The following is a 20,419-nucleotide window of genomic DNA, read 5'->3' on the forward strand; positions in this document are numbered from 1 at the left end:
TGGTGAAATCAGTGAAACCAAGGTCATTAATGTTTACAATATACGGGGAATATATCCAATATTACGGAGGAGAAATTTGGGTCGGAAGCTTAATTCAATTAATGGAACAATTTGGAGTATCTGAATCATCAGTCCGTGGCGCCATCCTACGAATGGTTCAAAAAAACCTCCTTAATGTAAGGAAGATCGGGAATAAAAGCTACTATTCTGTGACGCCTCAAGGTGGTAGAAGAGTAGAAGATGGAGTAAAAAGGGTGTACATGACTCCCAAACATTCATGGGATGGGTTTTGGAGAATATTAACCTACTCTTTTCCAGAGGAAAAACGTGATCTTCGTAATGAAATCAGGAAAGAGTTAAGCTGGACTGGTTTTGGGATGATCTCCAACAGTACATGGGTTAGTCCAAATCCGTTAGAAGATCAGGTTATCGAAATGATTCAATCGTATAAAATTGAAGAGCATGCAATCCTGTTTAGTTCTGCTTCAGTGGTTTCTCATTCAACCCAAAGCATAATTGATCGTGGTTGGAACCTGCAGAACGTGTCTGAAGAATACGATGTATTTATCAATCACTTCTCCGCAAAGTTTGAAGAACTCCAAGAGAAAGCGTTAACGAACTCGTTAAGCGATAAAGAATGCTTTATTGAACGAACACTGATTGTCCATGAGTATCGTAAATTTTTGTTTAAGGATCCTGGTTTTCCTAGAGATTTATTGCCAAAAGATTGGTCAGGAATAAAAGCGAGAGAACTATTTTGGAATATCCATCAAATGGTCTCTATCCCGGCTGTCCGCTTTTTTGAATCCATATTCGAAGCTGCTCCTGATAAAGAAGTCCGGCCGATCCGTAATAAAGCCATTAGTCCGTTTAATGAGGTTTTTGTCTAATAGTTTATAAGCAATAGTAATCGATATGAGATAAATACGGGAAACAACTCGAAGACAAGGCAAGCACCTTGTCTTTTTTTATTGCCCGAATTTTCCGAAAACACACTTGACAGGTAGGAAAAGTGTGAATAAAATAAACGTATGTAATGTTAACATATTTACAAAAAGGTTATGTTAAAAAATTAATAAACGCTGATTGGATAAACCAAAGGCGCATACTCTAAAAGGGTATGCGCTTTTTTATCCTCAAAATGGGATTTGAAGCTGGAAGGAGAATGATAAAATGGCAGTTATTGATCAAGAAAAACAGAAATTTATTTTGGAGTCGTTAAAGGGATTACAATATGGTTCTGTTGTAATAACCATTCATGATGGTCAAATTACCCAGGTAGACCGCACTGAAAAGAATCGCTTTCCTTCAAAAAATTTAGTCAGGAGCCGAAAACCACTGGGAGACAATTATTAAATTGAGGTGCAGACAGATGGGAAAAATAATTCGGAGAGCAATAGAAAAAAGAAGACAATATCTTATTGAACAGTTGATTGGGATGGGTTATTACAAAAAAGGTGATAACCAGTTGTTTGAGTTAACTTTAACTGATCTTGAGGAAGAATATGAAAAAATTAGTGGTACTAAGTAACCTTAAATTATTTTTTATTTAATTCGTAGTTGACATATCGGAAAAGTAGTTATAATATTACGATGTTGACAAATATTTACAAAACAAACAACGCCAATTCGAAAACGAAAGGTTTGTTCGTGTCAAAGCTGTAGTAGTTAAACCAATTCATACTGAGGCTGATCAGACAACTGAAGGCTGCTAATCTTTTTATTTTAATAAAAGATAGCAGCCTTTTTATTTTTGGCTGTGATTAAATAACAGAGCCTATCTAAAACTTCTGAAGGGTGGTGATGCTCCGATGTGTGACTGTTACGGAAAAATAAAACAAACAAAAAGGAGGAAAGCAAATTGAGTGTCAGCATTAAGTCGTTAAATCGGTCATTTGTTAAATCCAATCAGACAGTTCAGGCATTGCAGGATGTAAATTTACATATTAACAAAGGAGAATTTATCACGATTATTGGTCCTAGCGGATGTGGGAAAAGTACACTCTTGAAAATTATTGCTGGACTTGATCTTCATTTCGGCGGGTCAGTAAAAATCGGAAATGCCGATTTGAAAGGTCCAGGAATCAAACAAGGATTTATTTTTCAAGAGCATCGTCTTTTTCCTTGGATGACGGTAGAAAAAAACATAGCAGCAGATCTTTCCTTACGTGATCCCGAAATAAGAAGAAAGGTTGATGAGCTTATTGAGATAGTGAGATTAACAGGATTTGAGCAGTCATATCCACGTGAGCTTTCCGGAGGGATGGCGCAGCGGGTTGCGATCGCCAGAGCATTGCTTCGTAATCCGGAGGTGCTCCTTCTCGATGAACCGTTTGGTGCACTCGATGCTTTTACTAGAACGCATTTGCAGGATGTGTTGCTTGATATTTGGAAAAACAAAGGAACAACGATGATTCTGGTTACCCATGATGTGGATGAATCAATTTACCTCGGTAAACGGGTCGTTATTATGAGTCCTAGACCTGGAAGAGTGAGTAATATTATTCCAATTGACTTACCTTTTCCCCGTAAGAAAGTGAATCGGTCATTTCAGGAACTCCGCCAAAAGGTTTTAGAAGAATTTGAGAAGGCGGACGAATTTATTTTAGTTGAAGGGTCTGGAATTTAATAGAAAGGGAAATTTATATGAAAAAAATAATAATCTTAAGTCTAATTCTATTTTTGAGCATTAGCTTATTCGCAGGCTGCTCCTCAATCGGTAAGAAACAGGAGACAGCAAGTGTAAAAAATGAAAAAGTAACGATTACAATTGGAATTCAACAAATTTTGGGACCACTTATGCTAGCGAGAAACAAAGGGTGGTTTGAGGAAGAGTTTGCCAAACTAGGTGTTGACGTAAAATGGTCAGAATTTCAAAGCGGTCCGCCACATTTTGAGGCAATGGCTTCAGATCGATTAGATTTTGGGCAAGTTGGGAATTCCCCAGTTTTGGCTGCTCAAGCGGCCGGAATCCCTTTTAAAGAGATTGCTAGTATTAGTGAAGGTTTAAAGGGGAATGCCATTATTGTTCAAAAAGGCAGCTCGATTAAAACACTAAAGGATCTGAAAGGGAAAAAGGTTGCGGTGGCAAAAGGAAGCAGCGGTTTCAATTTATTGTACCAAGCCATCGATAAGGCAGGATTGAAGCCGGAGGATGTGGAAATCATTCAGCTTCAGCCAGATGAGGCTCAGCCTGCTTTTGAAACAGGAGCGGTTGATGCTTGGGCAATCTGGGATCCATTCATTAGCTTGCAGCAATTGAAAAACGGTGCTAGAGTGTTGGCCAATTGTGAATCCGTAAATGTTGTATCTCCTAGTTTTACTATCGTAAGGGAAAAGTTTGCTAAAGAACATCCTGAACTCGTAGTTGAATTTTTAAAGGTTTATGAAAAAGCACTAAAATGGCAAAACGAGCATCCGGAAGAAGCGATCAAAATTTTTGCTGAAGAGAAAAAGTTGGCTCCTGAGGTCGTTGAGCAGGTATTAGAAAACACGACTTCAATCAATGTTCCTATTGATAAGAAAATTATAAACTCTCAACAAGAAACTGCCGATTTCCAGTATTCCTTAAAAGCAATCAATCAAAAAATTGACACAAAACAGGTCGTTGACAATTCTTATATCAAAAAAGCCTTAAAAGAGTTCAAAGAAGAAACAAAAGAATAGGGAGGTGGACAGAAATGAATAAAACAAAGGATGTTTCACTCTCAACACGACCTGTATTATCAGTTCGCTCCCCCTTGTTTGTTAAAAAAGAAAGTCGCCGAACATCTTTTCTAAACCAATGTAGAGCGATACTTCGAGGTTTTATCTTACCCACATTTGTTATCATAATTTGGCAATTTGTTGGAACCATTGGGATCGTGTCACCGACGTTATTGCCGACGCCGGTGGAAATAGTAAGGTCTTTTGCAGAATTGATTTTAACAGGTGAACTATGGGGTCACTTGAAAATTAGTATTTGGCGTGCAGCAATCGGCTTTGTGCTTGGGGCAGGCTTAGGGTTGCTGATGGGTCTTCTTGTTGGCTTTTCCAGTAAGACAGAACAGTTTATGGATCCTTCCCTGCAAATGCTTCGTACTGTTCCACATTTGGCGGTCGCACCATTGTTTATCCTGTGGTTTGGTTTTGGGGAAACCTCGAAAATTTTGCTTATTGCCAAAGGAGCTTTCTTCCCAATCTACGTTAATACTTTTTTAGGGATCAGAGGGGTGGACGGAAAGCTATTTGAAGTTGCAAGAGTTTTAGAATTCACACGCTTAAAACTGATTACCAAATTAATTATCCCAGCAGCCCTGCCCAATATCCTTTTAGGGGTTCGTCTATCACTCGGGGTAGCCTGGCTCGGTTTAGTTGTCGCAGAATTAATGGGTTCGAGTGAGGGGATTGGTTATATGATCATGGATGCGAGGCAGTTTTCAAATACGGAAATTGTCTTTGTAGGAATTATTATTTTTGCTTTGGTCGGGAAATGGACCGACTCAGCCGTTCGCTTATTAGAATCAAAACTGTTAAAATGGCGCGATCATTTTTCAGGTAATAACCCGAGCAATTAATATGACATTTAACTTTTGACTAAAACCAAGTAAAAGATGTGAAAATTTTATAAAGGAGCTAACAAAATGGAAATTTTATGGTTTATTCCGTCAAGTGGAGATACTCGGTATTTAGGTACAACGAAAGGAGGGCGTCCAGCAGATTATACGTATTTCCGGCAAATTGCTCAAGCTGCTGACCGGTTAGGTTATACAGGGGTATTAATTCCAACCGGACAATTTTGCCAGGACCCTTGGATTTTAGCGAGCTCACTTGCTACAGAAACAGAACGATTGAAATTTTTAGTGGCGGTGCGTCCAGGATTAACCCTTCCTTCGGTTGCAGCAAGGATGACATCGACACTTGATCAGGTTTCTAAGGGTAGACTTTTAATTAATGTGGTAGCCGGTGGAGATCCGGTCGAGTTAGCGGGTGACGGCATTTTTCTGGATCACGATCAACGATATGAGGCGACAGATGAATTCTTAACGATTTGGAAAGGGCTTTTGGCAGGGGAAAATGTTCAATATAAGGGTAAACATTTACAAGTGAATGATGGCAAGCTTTTATTTCCTCCAGTTCAACAGCCCCACCCACCTATCTATTTTGGAGGCTCGTCACACGCTGGGCATGAGGTGGCTGCAAAGCATTCAGATGTCTATTTAACATGGGGAGAACCACCAGCTGAAGTGGAAAAGAAGATTAAAGATGTACGCCAGCGGGCCGAGCGAGAAGGGAGAACGGTTCGATTTGGGATTAGACTCCATGTGATTGTTAGGGAAACGGAACAAGAGGCTTGGGCAGCAGCGGATCGCTTAATCCAACATCTAGATGCAGACACCATCCAGGCAGCAGAGGAAGGTAGGGCTCGAATGGATTCGGTTGGACAGAAAAGAATGTCCCAGCTGCATAATTTTGATAGAGAGTCTCTTGAAATTAGTCCCAACATATGGGCAGGGATCGGACTCGTCCGCGGCGGAGCTGGTACCGCCCTTGTTGGAGATCCGCAGCAAGTATCACAACGTATAAAAGAGTATGCGGATTTAGGGATTGATTCCTTTGTACTTTCAGGCTATCCGCATTTAGAAGAGGCCTATCGTACCGCTGAATTATTATTTCCACTTCTGCCGTTTAAAGGGAATGGAGGAGCAACTAACCAGCAATTAGTTGGCAGTGTTTACGGAAAAAGCTATAGCGCTTTTTCACTTCTTTAATAGCTAGAACCCGCAAGTTGTCAGCGATGAAGAGATGCTTTAAGGCTGTTTCCAAAGAACTGTTTGGAGACAGTCTTTTTCTTATGTTTAGTTGTTAAATCCTATTGTAAACGTTACAAAGTTATCGAAATTGTTAGATAATTCAACGAATGTTCACTGCTTTTTTTTATACAGTTGGAGTATAGTAAATTTAAGGAAAATTATGTTTCCAAAATATAAATAAGAGGGTGATCCAATGATTTATGACCTGGTCCTGTTGCATCCACCGACAGTCTATGATTTTCGGAAGGAAATGATCTTTACCGGTCCCATCAGTGACGTCGTCCCTTCATCACCGGTCTTTGAAATGTATCCCATTGGTTTAACGAGTATTGGTGACTATCTTGAGCGCTTTGGCTTAAAGGTAAAAATTATTAACATCGCAAACCGGATGCTACTAGATCCTAACTTCGACGTCGAGAAAAAACTTAAAAAGATCAAAACGAAAGCCTTCGGGATTGATTTACATTGGCTCCCACATGCCCATGGCAGTGTAGAGCTGGCAAAGGTGGTTAAAAAGCTGCACCCGGAAGTCCCTGTTATTTTCGGTGGCCTTTCGTCCACATACTTTCATAAGGAACTAATCGAATATCCGTGGATTGATTTTGTTATGCGTGGCGATACAACAGAAAAACCATTGTTGATGCTGTTAAACCGCCTTGAAAATAAGCATAATGATTTTTCTACCATTCCAAACCTGACTTGGAAAAAGGACGATGAATACTTCTATAATCCAATTACTTACGTACCGGATGATCTGGATGAATTTGATTTTCCAGGATACCGTTATATTGTTCGTTCGGTGTTTAAGTATGGAAATCTACTAGACCCTTTACCATATAAAGGCTGGCTGCAATATCCAAACACCGCATTGCTTACTTCGAAGGGTTGTACATATAATTGCTTAATATGTGGCGGCTCAAGAACGGCATATGACCTTAATTGCAATCGTAAAAAGATTGTCATGAAATCACCAAGAAAAATGCTTGAGGACATTGCTTTCATTCAACGATTTAGCCGTGCTCCTATTTTTCTATTAAATGATATTAGACAGGGCGGACCCGAATATGTAGAAGAATTTTTGTCCGGTCTAAAGAAATTAGATTTAAAAAATGAAATTGTTTTTGAACTGTTTCAATTTGCTGATGAAGACTTTTTCAAGCAGCTCCAGGACGCGATTCCAAAGTATAGCATCGAATTAACGCTAGAAACATCCGATGAGAACCTGCGCCGCTTAAATGGAAAACTTCCTTGTACAAACAAAAAAATTATTGAAACACTGCAACACGCTTTGAACAACGGCTGTGCGAAGATCGACTTATTCTTTATGGTTGGTATCCCGGGGCAAACTTATCAAAGTGCAATCGACAACATTACGTTTTGTGAAGAAGTTCACAATATATGCAATAATGATCCGAGACTTGCATACTTTGTTGCACCACTTTCCCCGTTCTTGGATCCGGGGAGCCCAGCATTTGAAAATCCTGAGAAATACGGTTACAAAAAGATCTACTCAAAGCTTGAGGATTTCAGACAGGCCATGCTCCAACCATCATGGAAATATATGCTCAGCTATGAAACAGAGCAAATGACTCGTGAAGAAATAGTAAAAGGAACTTATGATTCTGCGCTATTATTAAATCAATTTAAACTGAAATATGGATTGATTGATAAGCCGGCATATGATGACATTGAGATGAAGATAATCAAATCACTCGAATTTATCGACCGTATTGATGAAATTTTAGCATTGCCACTCGATGAAAGAGAGATGAAGCTTGCTGAAATTAAGCGGGAAGTTATCGAGGTCAATCGCCATAGTATTTGTGGCAAAAATGAGCTTAAATGGGAAACGAAAAAGCTTTATGCTAATTTCGCATCACTGACTGTCATTGGTTTGGAATTACTGTTCGAGGAAATGGTAAGAGGAGTAAAATGTCAGCTTGGAGTAGTGGATCGTCACAAGGTTTCCTTGTAATTTTATAAAATAATAATATATGTCGAGCTGTTGACTATAAGTCAAGTTCAGCTCAAATCCTGTTGCCTAAGGCTAAATGCCTTAGGTTTTTTCTTTTCTAAAGGCATGTTAAAGAAAGTACTCTGTTGATTGGAGCACCTGGAGCGGAAATCATCAGCCATATTTAATAGAGCCTTTCCCAAAGGAAAAGGTTAACACTAAAGCCTAAATGGATCACGATTGGAATGAAAGTAGCATATTTCCTTTTTAGAATAATATATGAATGAAATTGAGAGAATAAAGTCATTCACCATGCGGACTAGGGGGAATTTGGATGGAGGAAAATGCACGCAGTTATCAAGCATTCACCGTTTCTGAGGGTGCCTTTGCAAAGAAAGCAACAATCAATTCATTTGTCGTAGTCTTAATCCTTTTTTTATCCATCTATATTGGTTCTGAAGCATTTGGATATTTTGATATGGCACTTTATGGATATTTATGGGCTTCCATTCTATGTTTTATTATACTAACGATTAGGATCACAGCGTGGTCATTGAGACCACCTGCCAGACGGTTATGGCATCAGGGGCTTAAGATGTTTTTTAGTAAGAGAGGGTGGAAATTCCTGCTCGGAACTTTATCCAAAAATATTGGAGCCCAGAAGTTTATTTCTCGCCGGTCTTTGTATCGCTGGTCACAGCACATGCTGATTTCATGGGGAGTTTTACTGTCCTTTGCGATTACCTTTTCTCTGGTATTTAGTTGGCTTCATTTTGAATTAGTAGATTCACGTACTTATCAAGTAGTGATTTTTGGAATACCTGCATTTAGAATGGCAGTTGATTCTACCCCGGCATTTTTGATTTATCATGGACTTAATTGGACTGGAATTGCTGTTATTATTGGAAGTGTCATGGCTATTTACCGAAGATATTCCGAAAGTAAAACATTAGTAGAGCAAGCGAAAGAATATGATTTTTTTCCATTAATCTTACTGATTGCTATTTCGGTTACAGGCTCCCTCCTTACCTTTTCCGCCTATTATATGGAAGGGAGATTTTACCCGGGAATCTCGATTGCCCATCAAATCTCCGTTATCGTTTTTCTGCTCTATTTTCCGTTCGGGAAGTTTTGGCATATCCCTTTACGATTTCTTGCCATTGTTATTCCTGCCTATCATGCATTGACCAATCAGAAAAAATGCTCCCGTTGTGGAATTGAATATGCAACTGAAACACAAATTGCGGATGTTCAGCTTGCTTTAAGCAAAAGACGTTTGTCTGTTCCTATTGAGGGGAGTAAGCTTCATATGTCTGATTTATGCTCTGAATGTCGAAGAGTTACGAACAGATTAGCTGCTTTCGGTACCCCTGTTCACTTTGGTCAAGTGGATGTACTTGTTTCAACGAATGGACAAAACGGACTGATTATGAAAAAAGAAGGAGATGTAGCAGATGGGGCATCCTCAAAACGCTGATTATTCACAAAGAGAATTTGATTCGATTTTACGAGAAGGGGAAGAGAATATCGCTACACATTGCTGTTTCTGCGGGATGCAATGTGGCATGAACATCAGAGTGGAGAAGGCAACGGAAAAGGTGTTAGGGGTAGAGCCCCGCTATGATTTTCCGATGAACGGAGGAAGGCTTTGCCCTAAGGGAGTGGCTGCTTATCGTCAGGTTGAACTTGGTGACCGTCTTCTTCATCCGTTAATTCGAAAAAACGGCAAGCTCGAGGAAGCCTCTTGGGAAGAAGCAATCAACCTTATAGTATCGAAAATAAAAGAAATTCAAAGTAAACACGGAAAAGATGCGTTTGGTATTTACAGCGGGTCATCGATGACCAATGAAAAATGCTATCTAGTCGGGAAGTTTGCACGAATTGGGCTTGGAACGAAAAACATCGATTATAACGGACGATATTGCATGTCCTCTGCTGCTGTTGGGTTTAACCAAAGCGTCGGAATTGATCGTGGGTCAACCAATCCATGGTCTGACATCAAGTCCGCTGATGTTTTATTAATTGCTGGCTCCAATACAGCAGAATGTCATCCGTTATCAATGCCATACATATGGGGAGCACGTGATCGAGGAGCAAAACTTATTATCGTCGATCCAAGGCAAACCAAAACGGCATTAGTTTCAGACGTTCATTTGGATGTTCGACCTGGGACGGACATCGCCTTAGTAAATGGATTTATCCATCTATTGATTAAAGAGAATATGATCGATAAAGACTTTATTGAAAAACATACCGTTGGCTACGAAGAGCTAGAAAAAATGACAGAAACCTATACGCCGGAAAAGGTGGCGGAAATCACGGGGGTTTCAGCAGAAAAGATTATCGAGGCAGCCAGGTTGTTTGGCCGGGCTAAAAATGGAATGGTGATGTTTGCGCGAGGAATCGAGCAGCACTCAACCGGTTCTGATACAGTGTCTAATTATGTGAATCTTTGCCTGCTAACTGGAAAAATTGGCCGAAAGGGTTCTGGGTTCGCAACCTTTACCGGACAGGGGAACGGACAAGGGGGTCGTGAACATGGTCAAAAAGCGGATCAATTGCCAGGGTATCGCAAAATTACCGATCCTGAAGCGAGGAAATATATTGCTGGAGTTTGGGGCGTGGAAGAATCAGAGATACCAGGTCCGGGAATGTCGGCGTTTGAACTGCTTCGTTCCTTAGGAGAAGAAGTGAAAGGATTGTTGTTGCTTTGCAGTAATCCGATGGTTTCGGCACCCACCGTAGGAGATGTAAAAACATATCTTGAGAAACTGGATTTCTTTGTGGCGATGGATATGTTTTTATCTGAATCGGCAGAATTGGCGGATGTCGTCTTGCCTTCAACCGTTTGGATTGAAGATACAGGAACCACGACCAATGTGGAAGGGAGAGTGGTTCTTTTAAAAGGCTTGAATAAAACAGCGGGGCAGTCAAAACGAGACTGGCAAGTTTTATGTGAAATTGCCGACCGTCTTGGAAGAGGGAAGTACTTTAAGTATGATTCTCCCGAAGAAATCTTTAATGAATTAAGGGTAGCTTCACGAGGTGGAAAGGCTGATTATTATGGAATTACGTATGAAAAGCTTGAAAAAATGAACGGAGTATTCTGGCCTTGTCCAACTGAGGAGCATGAAGGGACACCGAGATTGTTTGAGGACTTGAAGTTTCCGTTTCCGGATCAAAAAGCACGACTATTGGCTACTGATTATACCGGTCCAAATGAAAAGGTGGACAAAGAATATCCGTATATTTTAACAACAGGAAGAGTTGTTTATCATTATTTGAGCGGGAACCAAACGAGAAGAATAGAAGCGTTAGCGAAATTCTGCCCGGAGCCTTATGTAGAGATTCATCCGGATACCGCCCGGAAACTTGGAATTAAAGAACAAGAGGTTGTTAAGCTTATTAGTCGTAGAGGAGAGCTATCCGTTCCAGCTAAAATCACCAAAATCATTAGGCCAGATACCTTTTTCGTACCGTATCATTGGGGAAAAACGATGGCGATCAATCATTTAACCAATCCGGCCTTAGATCCAAAGTCGAAAATACCGGAATTTAAGGTTTGTGCGGTTAAAATTGAAAAAACAGAGAAAGGGAGCACCTCATGACAAAGGTTTTATATATCGATTTTGAACGCTGTATTGGATGTAAAGCCTGCATGATTGGATGTGAAGAGTGTAGCGGTCATGATCATTTAACCCGAATGTTTGTCGATGAGCTCATGCCTGGGGAGACTGTAGCTAAATCGCCAACTCCTTGTATGCATTGCTATACACCGGCATGTGCGGAATCCTGTCCGGTTCAGGCGATTCAATTAACCGCTGACGGAACGGTTTTATCAGCATCCCATGAAAAATGTATTGGCTGTAAAAATTGTACGTATGCCTGTCCGTTTGGAATCCCGAGGGTAGATGATGACCGTAAGCTCATGTATAAATGTGATTTATGCCATGATCGCACTTCAAAGGGAAGACCGCCGATGTGTGTCAGTGTTTGTCCTACCGATACGATCCAATTTCTCGATGAAGAGGAGATTAAGAAAAAATCGAAGAAACCGGTTCAATATGTATGGAATTTTGGCGGTACCTTGATTGAAACGCGGACAGTTATCGGGGTTCCTGATACAGAAACTCATAAATATGGATACTATAACACTCAAGGTGAGCACACATGAAAAAATTCGATCAGTTCTTGCAAAAGCTTGCGTTTAACATTCGCAGAGATAAGGAAATAGATCTTAACAGGAGAGGGTTTATTGGCTCTAGCTTAGGGTTGATGGGCGTGATGTTTTTCTCAACGATTCCCTTGGTAAGTCAGGCGGTTAAAGGAGAGCAGGAAGGCGATGCTAAAAAAGTTAAGATTGCCAATTTAAATGAACTAAATATTGGAGACAGTAAGCCTTTCTCTTATCTGGATGAAGATGAGCCGGCATTACTGATTCGTGTTTCTGAACAGGAATTCCGTGCTTACAATATAAAATGTACGCATCTTCAATGTCCTGTGTACTTTGATAAACCCTCAAATAAATTAGTTTGCCCATGCCATAAGGGTTACTTTTCTGTGAATGATGGATCCGTCTTGGCAGGTCCCCCGCAAAGACCATTACCGTCAATCCTTTTGGAAAAACAAAAGGATGGAATTTATGCAGTAGGGATGAAGGGACGAACAGTTTAGGAAAATAGCAAAGAGTCCTTAATGAAATAGGTTTGGCTCAATGCTTGGAAAAGGAGGCTGAAAACAAGATGAGAATGGCTTGGTGGCTCTTTATTGCCTTACTGTCGATTCAAATTATTTTCCTGCAATATATGGTAGAGGTTTATTTAGCCGAACATTATGATGAGTTGATTTATTATTTTGGTGCATTAGGGTTTATGTTTGTCGCAGCAATCATTGTTTATTTCTTTTTTCAAAAAACAGATCAAGTTAGTGAAGAATAAGGGGTGTATTTTTTGGATCAACAAGAAAATTTGTATGAGCGTATCGGCGGACAACAGAAAATCGGAGATATGGTGGAGGATTTTTATCAAAGCGTGATGAAAGACGATTCCATTCGTGGCTTCTTCCATCAGATCGATATGGACAAGCAAAAAAATCATCAAACGAATTTCCTTAGTTTTGTAATGGGGGGCCCGAACCAATATACAGGTAAATCTCTTGCGAAGGCTCATGAGGGCTTAAATACGAAGGGAGAACATTTTGATACAATTGTTGAGCATTTGCGAAACACGATGGTTCAGCACCAATTAAGTGAACAGGAAGTGGAAGCTGTGCTTCAAAAAATCTCGCATTATCGGAATGATATTGTGAAGGAATGAGTCTTTATTCGCTTATTATTTAGGAGGAAATTCCTGAATATCCTCATACATCTTTTGGTAAAAAGTAGACTAAAACACTAGAAATAATTGTCAAATTTTCGTCACAAAATATTCGTGGAAAGGGTGTTATAATGAGTCCGTTACAAAATAATTTATCTCTTCAAACGGTGATAAACTAAGCTTTTCAGCTTTTTGTTTCCAGGGGTAAATAAAAAAAGGAGACCTTTAATAATGTGGGTAATTACGGTCTATTCAAAGGATCAGACAAAGATGTTCGAATTTGACACTGAGAAGGAAGCAAGGGAAGCTTTCAAGCAAATTAGTGGATGCAAATTTCTAACTCAAGTAATTTATTTCAATGATCCTTGTTTTGACTTAGTAGCTGCGGTGTAGTAACGTTTTTTCAGACATTATATATAGATGGAAGCAAATGAACTTTTCTACAAGAGGGCGACACAGCTGTGTTGCTCTTTTTTTATCGGCGAAATTATATTGACTTTTCGAAAAATTGGTTCAAAAATGAAAGCAATCAACTAAATGAGTTTTAAAAAATGTGTAAGGAGATTAGCTATGGTTCTAAATCTGAAAAATGTCTCATTAAAAAGAAGTGGAAATTGGATTTTGCGAGATATCAATTGGAATGTGAATCAGGGGGAGCACTGGGTCTTGTTTGGCTTAAACGGTGCAGGAAAAACCGCATTACTCAATGTGCTGAATGCTTACGAATATCCCACAAAAGGAAATGTAACGGTGCTAGGAAAGGAGTTTGGTAAAGTGCCCCTAGCTGAAAACCTTAGGAAGAAAATAGGGCTTGTATCTGCTTCCTTACAGCAAAAATTTCACCCAGGTGATAATGCTTTTGAAATCATCTTAAGTGGAGCATTTGCTTCGATTGGATTATACGAAACTCCAACAGATGAAATGCGCGATAAAGCAATTTCTTTATTAAAAGAATTAGGCTGCTTTGAATATGCCAATCGTAACTATGAAACTCTTTCACAAGGAGAAAGACAACGAGTTTTAATAGGCAGGGCTTTAATGGCAGAACCGGACTTGCTCATTTTGGATGAACCGACAAACGGACTGGATTTCCTTGCTCGAGAGCAGCTTTTAGAATCTGTCAACCGAATTGCCAGTGCATCAAATGCTCCAACGATTATTTATGTAACCCATCACGCTGAAGAAATATTACCTGTATTTCAAAACACGCTTCTGCTTAAAAAAGGTAAGGTCTTCGCGTCTGGCCGAACAACTGATATTTTTTCAGAGCGGTTGATGTCAGAGTTTTTTGGGATCAATGTTTCAGTACTTTGGAGTCAAGGCAGACCCATCATTATGAAGAATTAAATGATTTTTATCGTGTGGTGAATAAAGTAGTAAAGAATCTAATAAATTAGAACTAGGTACTAATTTGAAGCAGATGAACCACATCATTCAGCCTTAATCCATGCAGTACATCTAAAGATACTCCTATTCTACGGAGAAGCTCCACACTTAGCTGAAAGGAGAAAACAACATGATTTCAAATCCCGCTGGATTTTGGAGAAGATTGCTTGGAAACATTTTAGACGGATTAATTATTAGCTTACCGATTTCGTTAATTTTTGGAGCATTCCTTGATTCAAATAGTGTTAGTACTGTCACATCCATTATTGAAATATTATATGCCATCATACTCCCAGTAATATGGTCAGGTTATACCATCGGAAAAAGAATTGTCGGTGTAAGAATAGTAAAAGTAAATGGGGAGAAAATTGGGTTTGGAACAATGTTGCTGCGTTCAGTAGTTGGCGGCCTTATTTATGCGGTGACACTTGGAATAGCCCTCATTGTTAGTGCAATTATGGTCGGAACACGCAAGGACAAAAGAGCCATCCATGATTTCGTTGCCGGAACTTACGTAACACTGGAATGAATAAACTAAAAATTGTAATATATTAAAAATGTTTCTATTGTGTGAAAATAATTGAAATCCCTTCTCTAGAAAATGTATAATGTAATCAGAAAATACATTTAATTGTCGACCACTTTTTACTTTTTGTGAAAGTGGTTTTTTTGTGATTTTTTTGGTGGTACACTCCTAGAATGAGGAGAAGTTGAATTTTAAATAAAGATGGGGGGGTTCTTGAGTTCTATTCAATAAGGTGAAGGGAAGGATTTATATATGAACGTCGAAAATCTTGGAGATCACCAAGATTTGGACTACGAATGGGTTGGGTTAATAATTATGGCGCTTGAAATGGGTGTTACAGAAGAAGAGATCAGAACTTTTTTAGAAGAGTCAAAACCACATATCGAAGCTTAAATTAAAAAGGAAGGTACTAGATGAATATAGTTACCAGTAAAAAAATTAATAATATTTAATAAAAACAGTATTTTGGATGCATTCAAAATGCTGTTTTTTTATTATTATTCATACATGAATTAGGATATTAACAGAGAGAAAGATTTTAGTTTTATTAAAAAGGCTGACTCAAAGTGGAAATCTTCAATAAGAATGTTTCCCTAAATGAGTCAGCCTATAACGATGTTACTTAATATCTTGTTTGTTGCGACTAAATTTTCTTATCACTAATCCTGATAAGACAGATAATAATCCTAATAACCCAATGTTTCCGGTATTGGTAGCTGTATTTGGAAGAACTGTTTCGTCATCATCATCATCTGTATCAGCATCAGCGTCGGCATCAGCATCGGCGTCAGCATCCGCGTCGGCATCAGCATCAGCATCAGCATCGGCGTCGGCATCGGCGTCAGCATCAGCGTCGGCATCAGCATCAGCATCAGCGTCGGAATCCGCGTCCGCATCGGCATCGGCGTCGGCATCAGCATCGGCGTCGGCATCAGCATCGGCGTCGGCATCAGCATCCGCATCGGCATCGGCGTCAGCATCGGCGTCGGCATCGGCGTCAGCATCAGCGTCGGCATCGGCGTCAGCATCGGCATCAGCATCGGCGTCGGCATCGGCATCGGCGTCGGCATCCGCGTCGGCGTCGGCGTCGGCATCGGCGTCCGCATCGGCATCGGCGTCGGCATCGGCGTCAGCATCAGCATCGGCGTCGGCGTCGGCATCGGCGTCAGCATCAGCGTCGGCATCAGCATCCGCATCGGCATCAGCGTCAGCATCCGCATCAGCATCCGCATCGGCATCGGCGTCGGCATCAGCGTCAGCATCAGCATCAGCGTCAGCGTCAGCATCAGCGTCAGCATCAGCGTCAGCATCGGCGTCTGCGTCAGCATCCGCATCGGCATCGGCATCGGCGTCAGCATCCGCATCGGCATCAGCATCCGCATCGGCATCAGCGTCGGCATCGGCGTCAGCATCAGCATCGGCGTCTGAGTCACATTCATCTGGGAGTGGGAGATCAGCCTTCAGCCCATTGGAAACTAGCAAACTAACATCAATCAATGGATTTTTGGTACTAATAGCATAAAAAGTATACATACCTGTAGAGGAATCTGGAAATTCAGTTAATGGTATTTCAAGCTTTAACGAGAATTTTGATCCAATTATTAATGAAGATACAATTGGATCGCCTAAACTGACATAAACAATATTTTTTTCAGGTACTACATAAATATTACCCTGTGAAAGTGGGACCCAATTATTATTCCCTATCTTGAAGGATGCAGTTAAAGAATTTTTAAAGCTTTCATTCAATAATCCTTTAAATTCATCAGTCATTTTAAACATAATGAATGTTTTATTAGGTAAGATGGAAAGATCTAAAACTCCCTCAGAATGATACATTAAACCGATCTTACCGGGATTACAATCACAATCTGCCGATAGCCGCTCTTTGTCTAAAATATTTACTTCCAGTAGAGTTGGTTTCTGTTCTGCATTAGACTGTTGAAATGAAACTGCTGGATTTACAAGAGGTGAGGTGGAGCCTTGACTTTTAAGCTCTGCTAATGCTTGATGTGGTGTTATCGCAAAGGTGGTAGTTGCTAATATAGCTGTAGCTCTCATTGCTAATGCTAGCTTTTTTTTGTTATTCATCCTTTTTTTGTAATCCATTTTTTTTCCCACTTTAGACCCCTTCTTTCCATATAAATTAAATGCACACCTTTCCTCCTTCCAATCTATTGATGCTAAATTCCAAACTCTTTAAATATGTTTTGATGAAAAGTAAATCTATGTTTCTTCTTTTTTAAAACTGCTCAAGATAAAAGTAGTTCATTAAGGGATACAAAATGTTTCTTATAAAGAACAAAGAAAGATAACAAATCCAATCCACTTGACAAATTACTCTTTATCAAGAAACATGAATTTACTTCCAAATGAGAGCCAGAAAAATGTTATTATTACTGTTTATGTAGAAGGTAAAATGCTGAATCCTATTCTTATTATAGCACGATATCGTTCTGTATATAGAATTAATTACATTATATAGAACAAAAATGTTCTTTACAATGGGTGTTTTCCTGTATAAAGAACAGGTTGGGCAGAATAATATGATTGGATAGCAGCTGAAGGAAAAAATACATCTCGAAGCTATATTTTTTTTATCAAGAGATGATGCGGGGAGCAAAACAAAGGTGTCCCAAATTGGAACACCCTTCTGAGGTTTTATTGAATTAGTGGGAAATATAAATTTCCAATCGTTTAGTTTGGTCTAAAGGTACATCGTAGAATGGGACTTCTACTAATGTACCTGGGTTCCTCTTAATTAGTGATTTTTATGGAAATGGATTTATTTATTTCAATTAAATGAATGAGTAATTGATCGTTCCGTCTAAATCGGTGAAAGGTTTCCCCATTAAGTACCACACCATTCCTTTCAATTTTGCAGTTTGATTTATTAAAAATCGCTAATGCATTATCAGTGAGGGGAGCGAATGTAATTAAATCTGTTTCTGAATACTCCGGTTCAAGCTTAAACAGCTGACGTACAGTAAATTCGCCTTTCAAAGCTGTTAGCTTTTTATAATGAGGTTTTGAAAATTCTCCTGTATTATCATCTTTTATTTCCACAATAACCTTCCCAGTAAATACACGATTTTCTTTCTTTTTTTTCCTAAAATAGTAGTAAAACGGAGCCGCCACAATTGTCAAAGCAAGCAAAGCGCTAACTACATAGAGCCAAGGTGAATGTGGGAAAAAACTAGTTGAGTTCGCTTTTGATGTTACCGGCACGGCATCAGACTTCTGGATCGAAATCTTTACAGGAGTGGTATCTCTATAAAAACTATCTCCTTCCGCCTTCACGATCACTTGATAATTTTTGGAATCTCCAATAATAAACTGTCCGGTAAATCCTTGATATTTTGGGTCCAATTTGATTTCTTCTGTTTTCCTTGTCTCTAAATCCTTCACAAATAGAGTAGCTTTCATGGATTGATAGAGCTCTTGGCTCTTTATGGAGTTTCCATTTTCTTGAAAGGATGCAGCTATTTTTACTACATCACCTTCCTTATAGTTCTTCTTTTTAAAAGGTGCTAGCTTTAATTGTAAATCATAGTTAAAAACAAGATTGATATCGATGGAATCTTGAAGTACACCTTTTACTTTAAGAGTCCAATTCCCTTGCTCCGGGTTAATTAGCTTCAGCATTGAATAGGCATAAGATCTAGATAGATGTATATTGTCCGAGGGAATGGCAATCTCATTGCCAGTAGGGCCGAATAATCTTACTTCAATAGGTTGGTGTGAAACAAAAGAAATATTTGCTTCCAAAATGTTCTCATTTGGGAAATCAATTGAAACTTCTTGAAAGTCACCATTGCCAATTAGATCTTTAACAGGAAGAACTTTTAATTTTAAATGATCCGCAAAAATTTCGGTTAAGAATCCAGGGAGATGATCCGCTGTACTGGTCTCAAAAAATTTTCCGTTTGTTGTCACGGCAATTTGTTGGAGAACTTCTTTATTTAAATCGCCATTAGCGTTTAAACCTATAACGTAAATAGGAATTCCTTTTTCCTTGGCTGCAGCAACAGTTGCATTAAGGTCATCTGTGGCTTGCTGAGAAGTTTTACTATTATTTTTAAGATCATTGTTACCATCTGCAAATAAAACAATAAAGGGGCGGTAATTCTGCTCGTGACTTTTCTCCAAATCATTTAAAGCCTCTTTGATGCCAACCGATATATCAGTATTGGGGAATTTTTCAAGTGAATCAATAAAATTTTTCAGATCGGTTTTATTTTGTTCGGTAGTAAGTTTTGTAATGTTCATCTTACTGACCACCTCATTGGCATAAGCAATGACTCCAATTTTATCGCCTCGAAGTGATGCCATATCAATAAACATCTTCATCGCTTCATTACTGATTTTATTAGCGTCACTGTCTAACATCGATTTGCTGACGTCCACAACTAATACTCCTTCAATCCGGGAGGGCGAAACTAATGGACTTTCAGCTCGGATGTTCATAGAGTGCATTACAAACGAAAGAAAAACGATTACGATTAAACTTCTTTTCCATATCATTTTTATATCACTTCCAAATAGATAAATTTATTTGGTGATATAGTCGTGGGGATGTAACAACACAAAAAGTGTTCTTTTTAAAGAAAACTCGTTGTTTCGAAAAAATGTTCACTATATAAAACAATTTTAGCTCCATCTTTAAATGTTTTCAATTAATTAACCATAACGGTTCATAATTTTTCGATATAATAAAGCGTTAATTGAATTAGTTTTTTGATAAGGTATTTTGTCCTGGGTATTAAGTTAGTGATAAATGTCGCTTATTGTTTCGTAGTGTCGGCAGCCATTGGAGTGTTTTGCCAGGGGGTCATTTTAAATTTATTTTATTTCAACTTTTTGGCCGTCTTATAGGTTCGATTTAACATTAAAAAAAGCCAAAGCACCGTGGCAGTAGGTGCTGTCTGCCCTAGTATACTTCCTTCACTTTCCCCTTTATCGTTCTGTTCTCAAATACGAAAAAAATGTCGAAATATTAATAGTTCTTTTTTACTAATAAATATGAAAAAACTATTTACAGATTTGTGGTTGTTCGTTATTCTGAACGTATAAGGTTATTTTAATATATCTAATGATAATCGAATAGGTTAAACAAGTTTAGTCACTACATAAAACGCACACAATATTTTTTCCCTGGGGACAAGCCAGTGTAAAGAGGATACATAGGGCACCCCTTCACACTGCTTGAAATAATAAATAATTAATTATTTTAGGGAGGAAAAAATCGTGTTAGAAAAAATGAAGCGATTGGTTGTGGATGAGGAAGGACAAGCTTTGTCAGAGTACGGGTTGATTATTGCTTTGGTTGCAATTGCACTAATTGCCGCATTAGGATTCCTTAAAGATGATATAGCAAAAGTATTTGAAAAAATTGGGGATGCTTTAAATCCTCCTGCTGCTAGCTAAAAATAGAAAGTAGAATTAT

General features: G+C 39.0%; 20 protein-coding genes and 1 pseudogene. 19 read left to right on the forward strand and 2 right to left on the reverse strand.

What is annotated here, in order from left to right; genetic code table 11:
- Positions 1–11 precede the first annotated feature (11 nt).
- The 18 genes and pseudogenes from ACI48O_RS04370 (at position 12) to ACI48O_RS04455 (ending at position 15,366) form a co-directional block, all read left to right on the forward strand.
- The gene (locus ACI48O_RS04370) at positions 12–890 is read left to right on the forward strand and encodes a PaaX family transcriptional regulator (RefSeq protein ID WP_435560511.1); all 879 of its coding nucleotides are present in this window, start codon (positions 12–14) and stop codon (positions 888–890) included.
- A gap of 283 nt (positions 891–1,173) precedes the next feature.
- Entirely contained in the window at positions 1,174–1,356 is a 183-nt protein-coding gene (locus tag ACI48O_RS04375; RefSeq protein ID WP_435560512.1) for a YezD family protein, read from the forward strand.
- Between the two features lie 16 nt (positions 1,357–1,372).
- Entirely contained in the window at positions 1,373–1,531 is a 159-nt protein-coding gene (locus ACI48O_RS04380; RefSeq protein ID WP_435560513.1) for a Fur-regulated basic protein FbpA, read from the forward strand.
- A 330-nt stretch (positions 1,532–1,861) separates the two neighbouring features.
- Entirely contained in the window at positions 1,862–2,629 is a 768-nt protein-coding gene (locus ACI48O_RS04385) for an ABC transporter ATP-binding protein (RefSeq protein WP_435560514.1), read from the forward strand.
- Positions 2,630–2,646: 17 nt separating this feature from the next.
- The gene (locus ACI48O_RS04390) at positions 2,647–3,666 is read left to right on the forward strand and encodes an aliphatic sulfonate ABC transporter substrate-binding protein (protein WP_435560515.1); all 1,020 of its coding nucleotides are present in this window, start codon (positions 2,647–2,649) and stop codon (positions 3,664–3,666) included.
- A gap of 158 nt (positions 3,667–3,824) precedes the next feature.
- Positions 3,825–4,556, forward strand: a pseudogene (locus tag ACI48O_RS04395) (ABC transporter permease); the annotation flags it as partial.
- Between the two features lie 66 nt (positions 4,557–4,622).
- The gene (gene ssuD / locus ACI48O_RS04400; protein WP_435560516.1) at positions 4,623–5,750 is read left to right on the forward strand and encodes an FMNH2-dependent alkanesulfonate monooxygenase; all 1,128 of its coding nucleotides are present in this window, start codon (positions 4,623–4,625) and stop codon (positions 5,748–5,750) included.
- A gap of 235 nt (positions 5,751–5,985) precedes the next feature.
- A complete protein-coding gene (locus ACI48O_RS04405; protein ID WP_435560517.1) occupies positions 5,986–7,767 on the forward strand; it encodes a TIGR04190 family B12-binding domain/radical SAM domain protein in 1,782 nt (593 codons plus the stop codon).
- Between the two features lie 313 nt (positions 7,768–8,080).
- Positions 8,081–9,223 carry an MFS transporter gene (locus ACI48O_RS04410; protein WP_435560518.1) on the forward strand — a complete coding sequence of 381 codons (1,143 nt, stop codon included), beginning with the start codon at positions 8,081–8,083 and terminating at the stop codon, positions 9,221–9,223.
- Positions 9,201–11,354 carry a formate dehydrogenase subunit alpha gene (gene fdhF, locus ACI48O_RS04415; protein WP_435560519.1) on the forward strand — a complete coding sequence of 718 codons (2,154 nt, stop codon included), beginning with the start codon at positions 9,201–9,203 and terminating at the stop codon, positions 11,352–11,354. Before ACI48O_RS04410 ends, fdhF begins: the two co-directional genes overlap by 23 nt.
- Entirely contained in the window at positions 11,351–11,920 is a 570-nt protein-coding gene (locus ACI48O_RS04420) for a 4Fe-4S dicluster domain-containing protein (RefSeq protein WP_435560520.1), read from the forward strand. Before fdhF ends, ACI48O_RS04420 begins: the two co-directional genes overlap by 4 nt.
- Complete coding sequence (locus tag ACI48O_RS04425) at positions 11,917–12,420, forward strand: Rieske 2Fe-2S domain-containing protein (RefSeq protein ID WP_435560521.1); 504 nt, start codon at positions 11,917–11,919, stop codon at positions 12,418–12,420. Before ACI48O_RS04420 ends, ACI48O_RS04425 begins: the two co-directional genes overlap by 4 nt.
- Before the next feature lie 68 nt (positions 12,421–12,488).
- Positions 12,489–12,683 carry a hypothetical protein gene (locus tag ACI48O_RS04430; protein ID WP_435560522.1) on the forward strand — a complete coding sequence of 65 codons (195 nt, stop codon included), beginning with the start codon at positions 12,489–12,491 and terminating at the stop codon, positions 12,681–12,683.
- Positions 12,684–12,695: 12 nt separating this feature from the next.
- Positions 12,696–13,061: a group I truncated hemoglobin gene (locus ACI48O_RS04435; RefSeq protein ID WP_435560523.1), complete on the forward strand. Its 366-nt coding sequence runs from the start codon at positions 12,696–12,698 to the stop codon at positions 13,059–13,061.
- A 231-nt stretch (positions 13,062–13,292) separates the two neighbouring features.
- The gene (locus ACI48O_RS04440) at positions 13,293–13,454 is read left to right on the forward strand and encodes a hypothetical protein (protein ID WP_435560524.1); all 162 of its coding nucleotides are present in this window, start codon (positions 13,293–13,295) and stop codon (positions 13,452–13,454) included.
- A 177-nt stretch (positions 13,455–13,631) separates the two neighbouring features.
- The gene (locus ACI48O_RS04445) at positions 13,632–14,408 is read left to right on the forward strand and encodes an ABC transporter ATP-binding protein (RefSeq protein WP_435560525.1); all 777 of its coding nucleotides are present in this window, start codon (positions 13,632–13,634) and stop codon (positions 14,406–14,408) included.
- A 169-nt stretch (positions 14,409–14,577) separates the two neighbouring features.
- Entirely contained in the window at positions 14,578–14,976 is a 399-nt protein-coding gene (locus tag ACI48O_RS04450) for an RDD family protein (RefSeq protein WP_435560526.1), read from the forward strand.
- A 249-nt stretch (positions 14,977–15,225) separates the two neighbouring features.
- Positions 15,226–15,366 (forward strand): anti-repressor SinI family protein, encoded by a 141-nt coding sequence (locus ACI48O_RS04455; RefSeq protein ID WP_435560527.1) that lies wholly within the window; start codon positions 15,226–15,228, stop codon positions 15,364–15,366.
- Positions 15,367–15,591: 225 nt separating this feature from the next.
- Here ACI48O_RS04455 and ACI48O_RS04460 read toward each other — a convergent pair whose 3' ends face one another.
- Both ACI48O_RS04460 and ACI48O_RS04465 read right to left on the reverse strand, forming a co-directional pair.
- Positions 15,592–17,094: an LPXTG cell wall anchor domain-containing protein gene (locus tag ACI48O_RS04460; protein WP_435560528.1), complete on the reverse strand. Its 1,503-nt coding sequence runs from the start codon at positions 17,092–17,094 to the stop codon at positions 15,592–15,594.
- Between the two features lie 636 nt (positions 17,095–17,730).
- Positions 17,731–19,497: a vWA domain-containing protein gene (locus ACI48O_RS04465; protein WP_435560529.1), complete on the reverse strand. Its 1,767-nt coding sequence runs from the start codon at positions 19,495–19,497 to the stop codon at positions 17,731–17,733.
- 723 nt (positions 19,498–20,220) lie between these two features.
- On the opposite strand from ACI48O_RS04465, the gene ACI48O_RS04470 reads away from it, so the two are divergent.
- The gene (locus ACI48O_RS04470) at positions 20,221–20,400 is read left to right on the forward strand and encodes a Flp family type IVb pilin (RefSeq protein WP_435560530.1); all 180 of its coding nucleotides are present in this window, start codon (positions 20,221–20,223) and stop codon (positions 20,398–20,400) included.
- Positions 20,401–20,419: the final 19 nt, after the last annotated feature.

The organism is Neobacillus terrisolis (genome assembly GCF_051233475.1).
In the GTDB taxonomy this organism is placed as follows: Bacteria; Bacillota; Bacilli; order Bacillales; family Cytobacillaceae; genus Bacillus_BU.

Bases quoted from the DNA above. Each gene is read 5' to 3' on its own strand.
- ACI48O_RS04420 (WP_435560520.1), top strand. From the start codon at position 11,351: ATGACAAAGGTTTTATATATCGATTTTGAACGCTGTATTGGATGTAAA.
- fdhF (WP_435560519.1), top strand. From the start codon at position 9,201: ATGGGGCATCCTCAAAACGCTGATTATTCACAAAGAGAATTTGATTCG.
- ACI48O_RS04440 (WP_435560524.1), top strand. From the start codon at position 13,293: ATGTGGGTAATTACGGTCTATTCAAAGGATCAGACAAAGATGTTCGAA.
- ACI48O_RS04445 (WP_435560525.1), top strand. From the start codon at position 13,632: ATGGTTCTAAATCTGAAAAATGTCTCATTAAAAAGAAGTGGAAATTGG.
- ACI48O_RS04375 (WP_435560512.1), top strand. From the start codon at position 1,174: ATGGCAGTTATTGATCAAGAAAAACAGAAATTTATTTTGGAGTCGTTA.
- ACI48O_RS04380 (WP_435560513.1), top strand. From the start codon at position 1,373: ATGGGAAAAATAATTCGGAGAGCAATAGAAAAAAGAAGACAATATCTT.
- ACI48O_RS04390 (WP_435560515.1), top strand. From the start codon at position 2,647: ATGAAAAAAATAATAATCTTAAGTCTAATTCTATTTTTGAGCATTAGC.
- ACI48O_RS04465 (WP_435560529.1), bottom strand. From the start codon at position 19,497: ATGATATGGAAAAGAAGTTTAATCGTAATCGTTTTTCTTTCGTTTGTA.
- ACI48O_RS04425 (WP_435560521.1), top strand. From the start codon at position 11,917: ATGAAAAAATTCGATCAGTTCTTGCAAAAGCTTGCGTTTAACATTCGC.
- ACI48O_RS04450 (WP_435560526.1), top strand. From the start codon at position 14,578: ATGATTTCAAATCCCGCTGGATTTTGGAGAAGATTGCTTGGAAACATT.
- ACI48O_RS04405 (WP_435560517.1), top strand. From the start codon at position 5,986: ATGATTTATGACCTGGTCCTGTTGCATCCACCGACAGTCTATGATTTT.
- ACI48O_RS04455 (WP_435560527.1), top strand. From the start codon at position 15,226: ATGAACGTCGAAAATCTTGGAGATCACCAAGATTTGGACTACGAATGG.
- ACI48O_RS04410 (WP_435560518.1), top strand. From the start codon at position 8,081: ATGGAGGAAAATGCACGCAGTTATCAAGCATTCACCGTTTCTGAGGGT.
- ACI48O_RS04430 (WP_435560522.1), top strand. From the start codon at position 12,489: ATGAGAATGGCTTGGTGGCTCTTTATTGCCTTACTGTCGATTCAAATT.
- ssuD (WP_435560516.1), top strand. From the start codon at position 4,623: ATGGAAATTTTATGGTTTATTCCGTCAAGTGGAGATACTCGGTATTTA.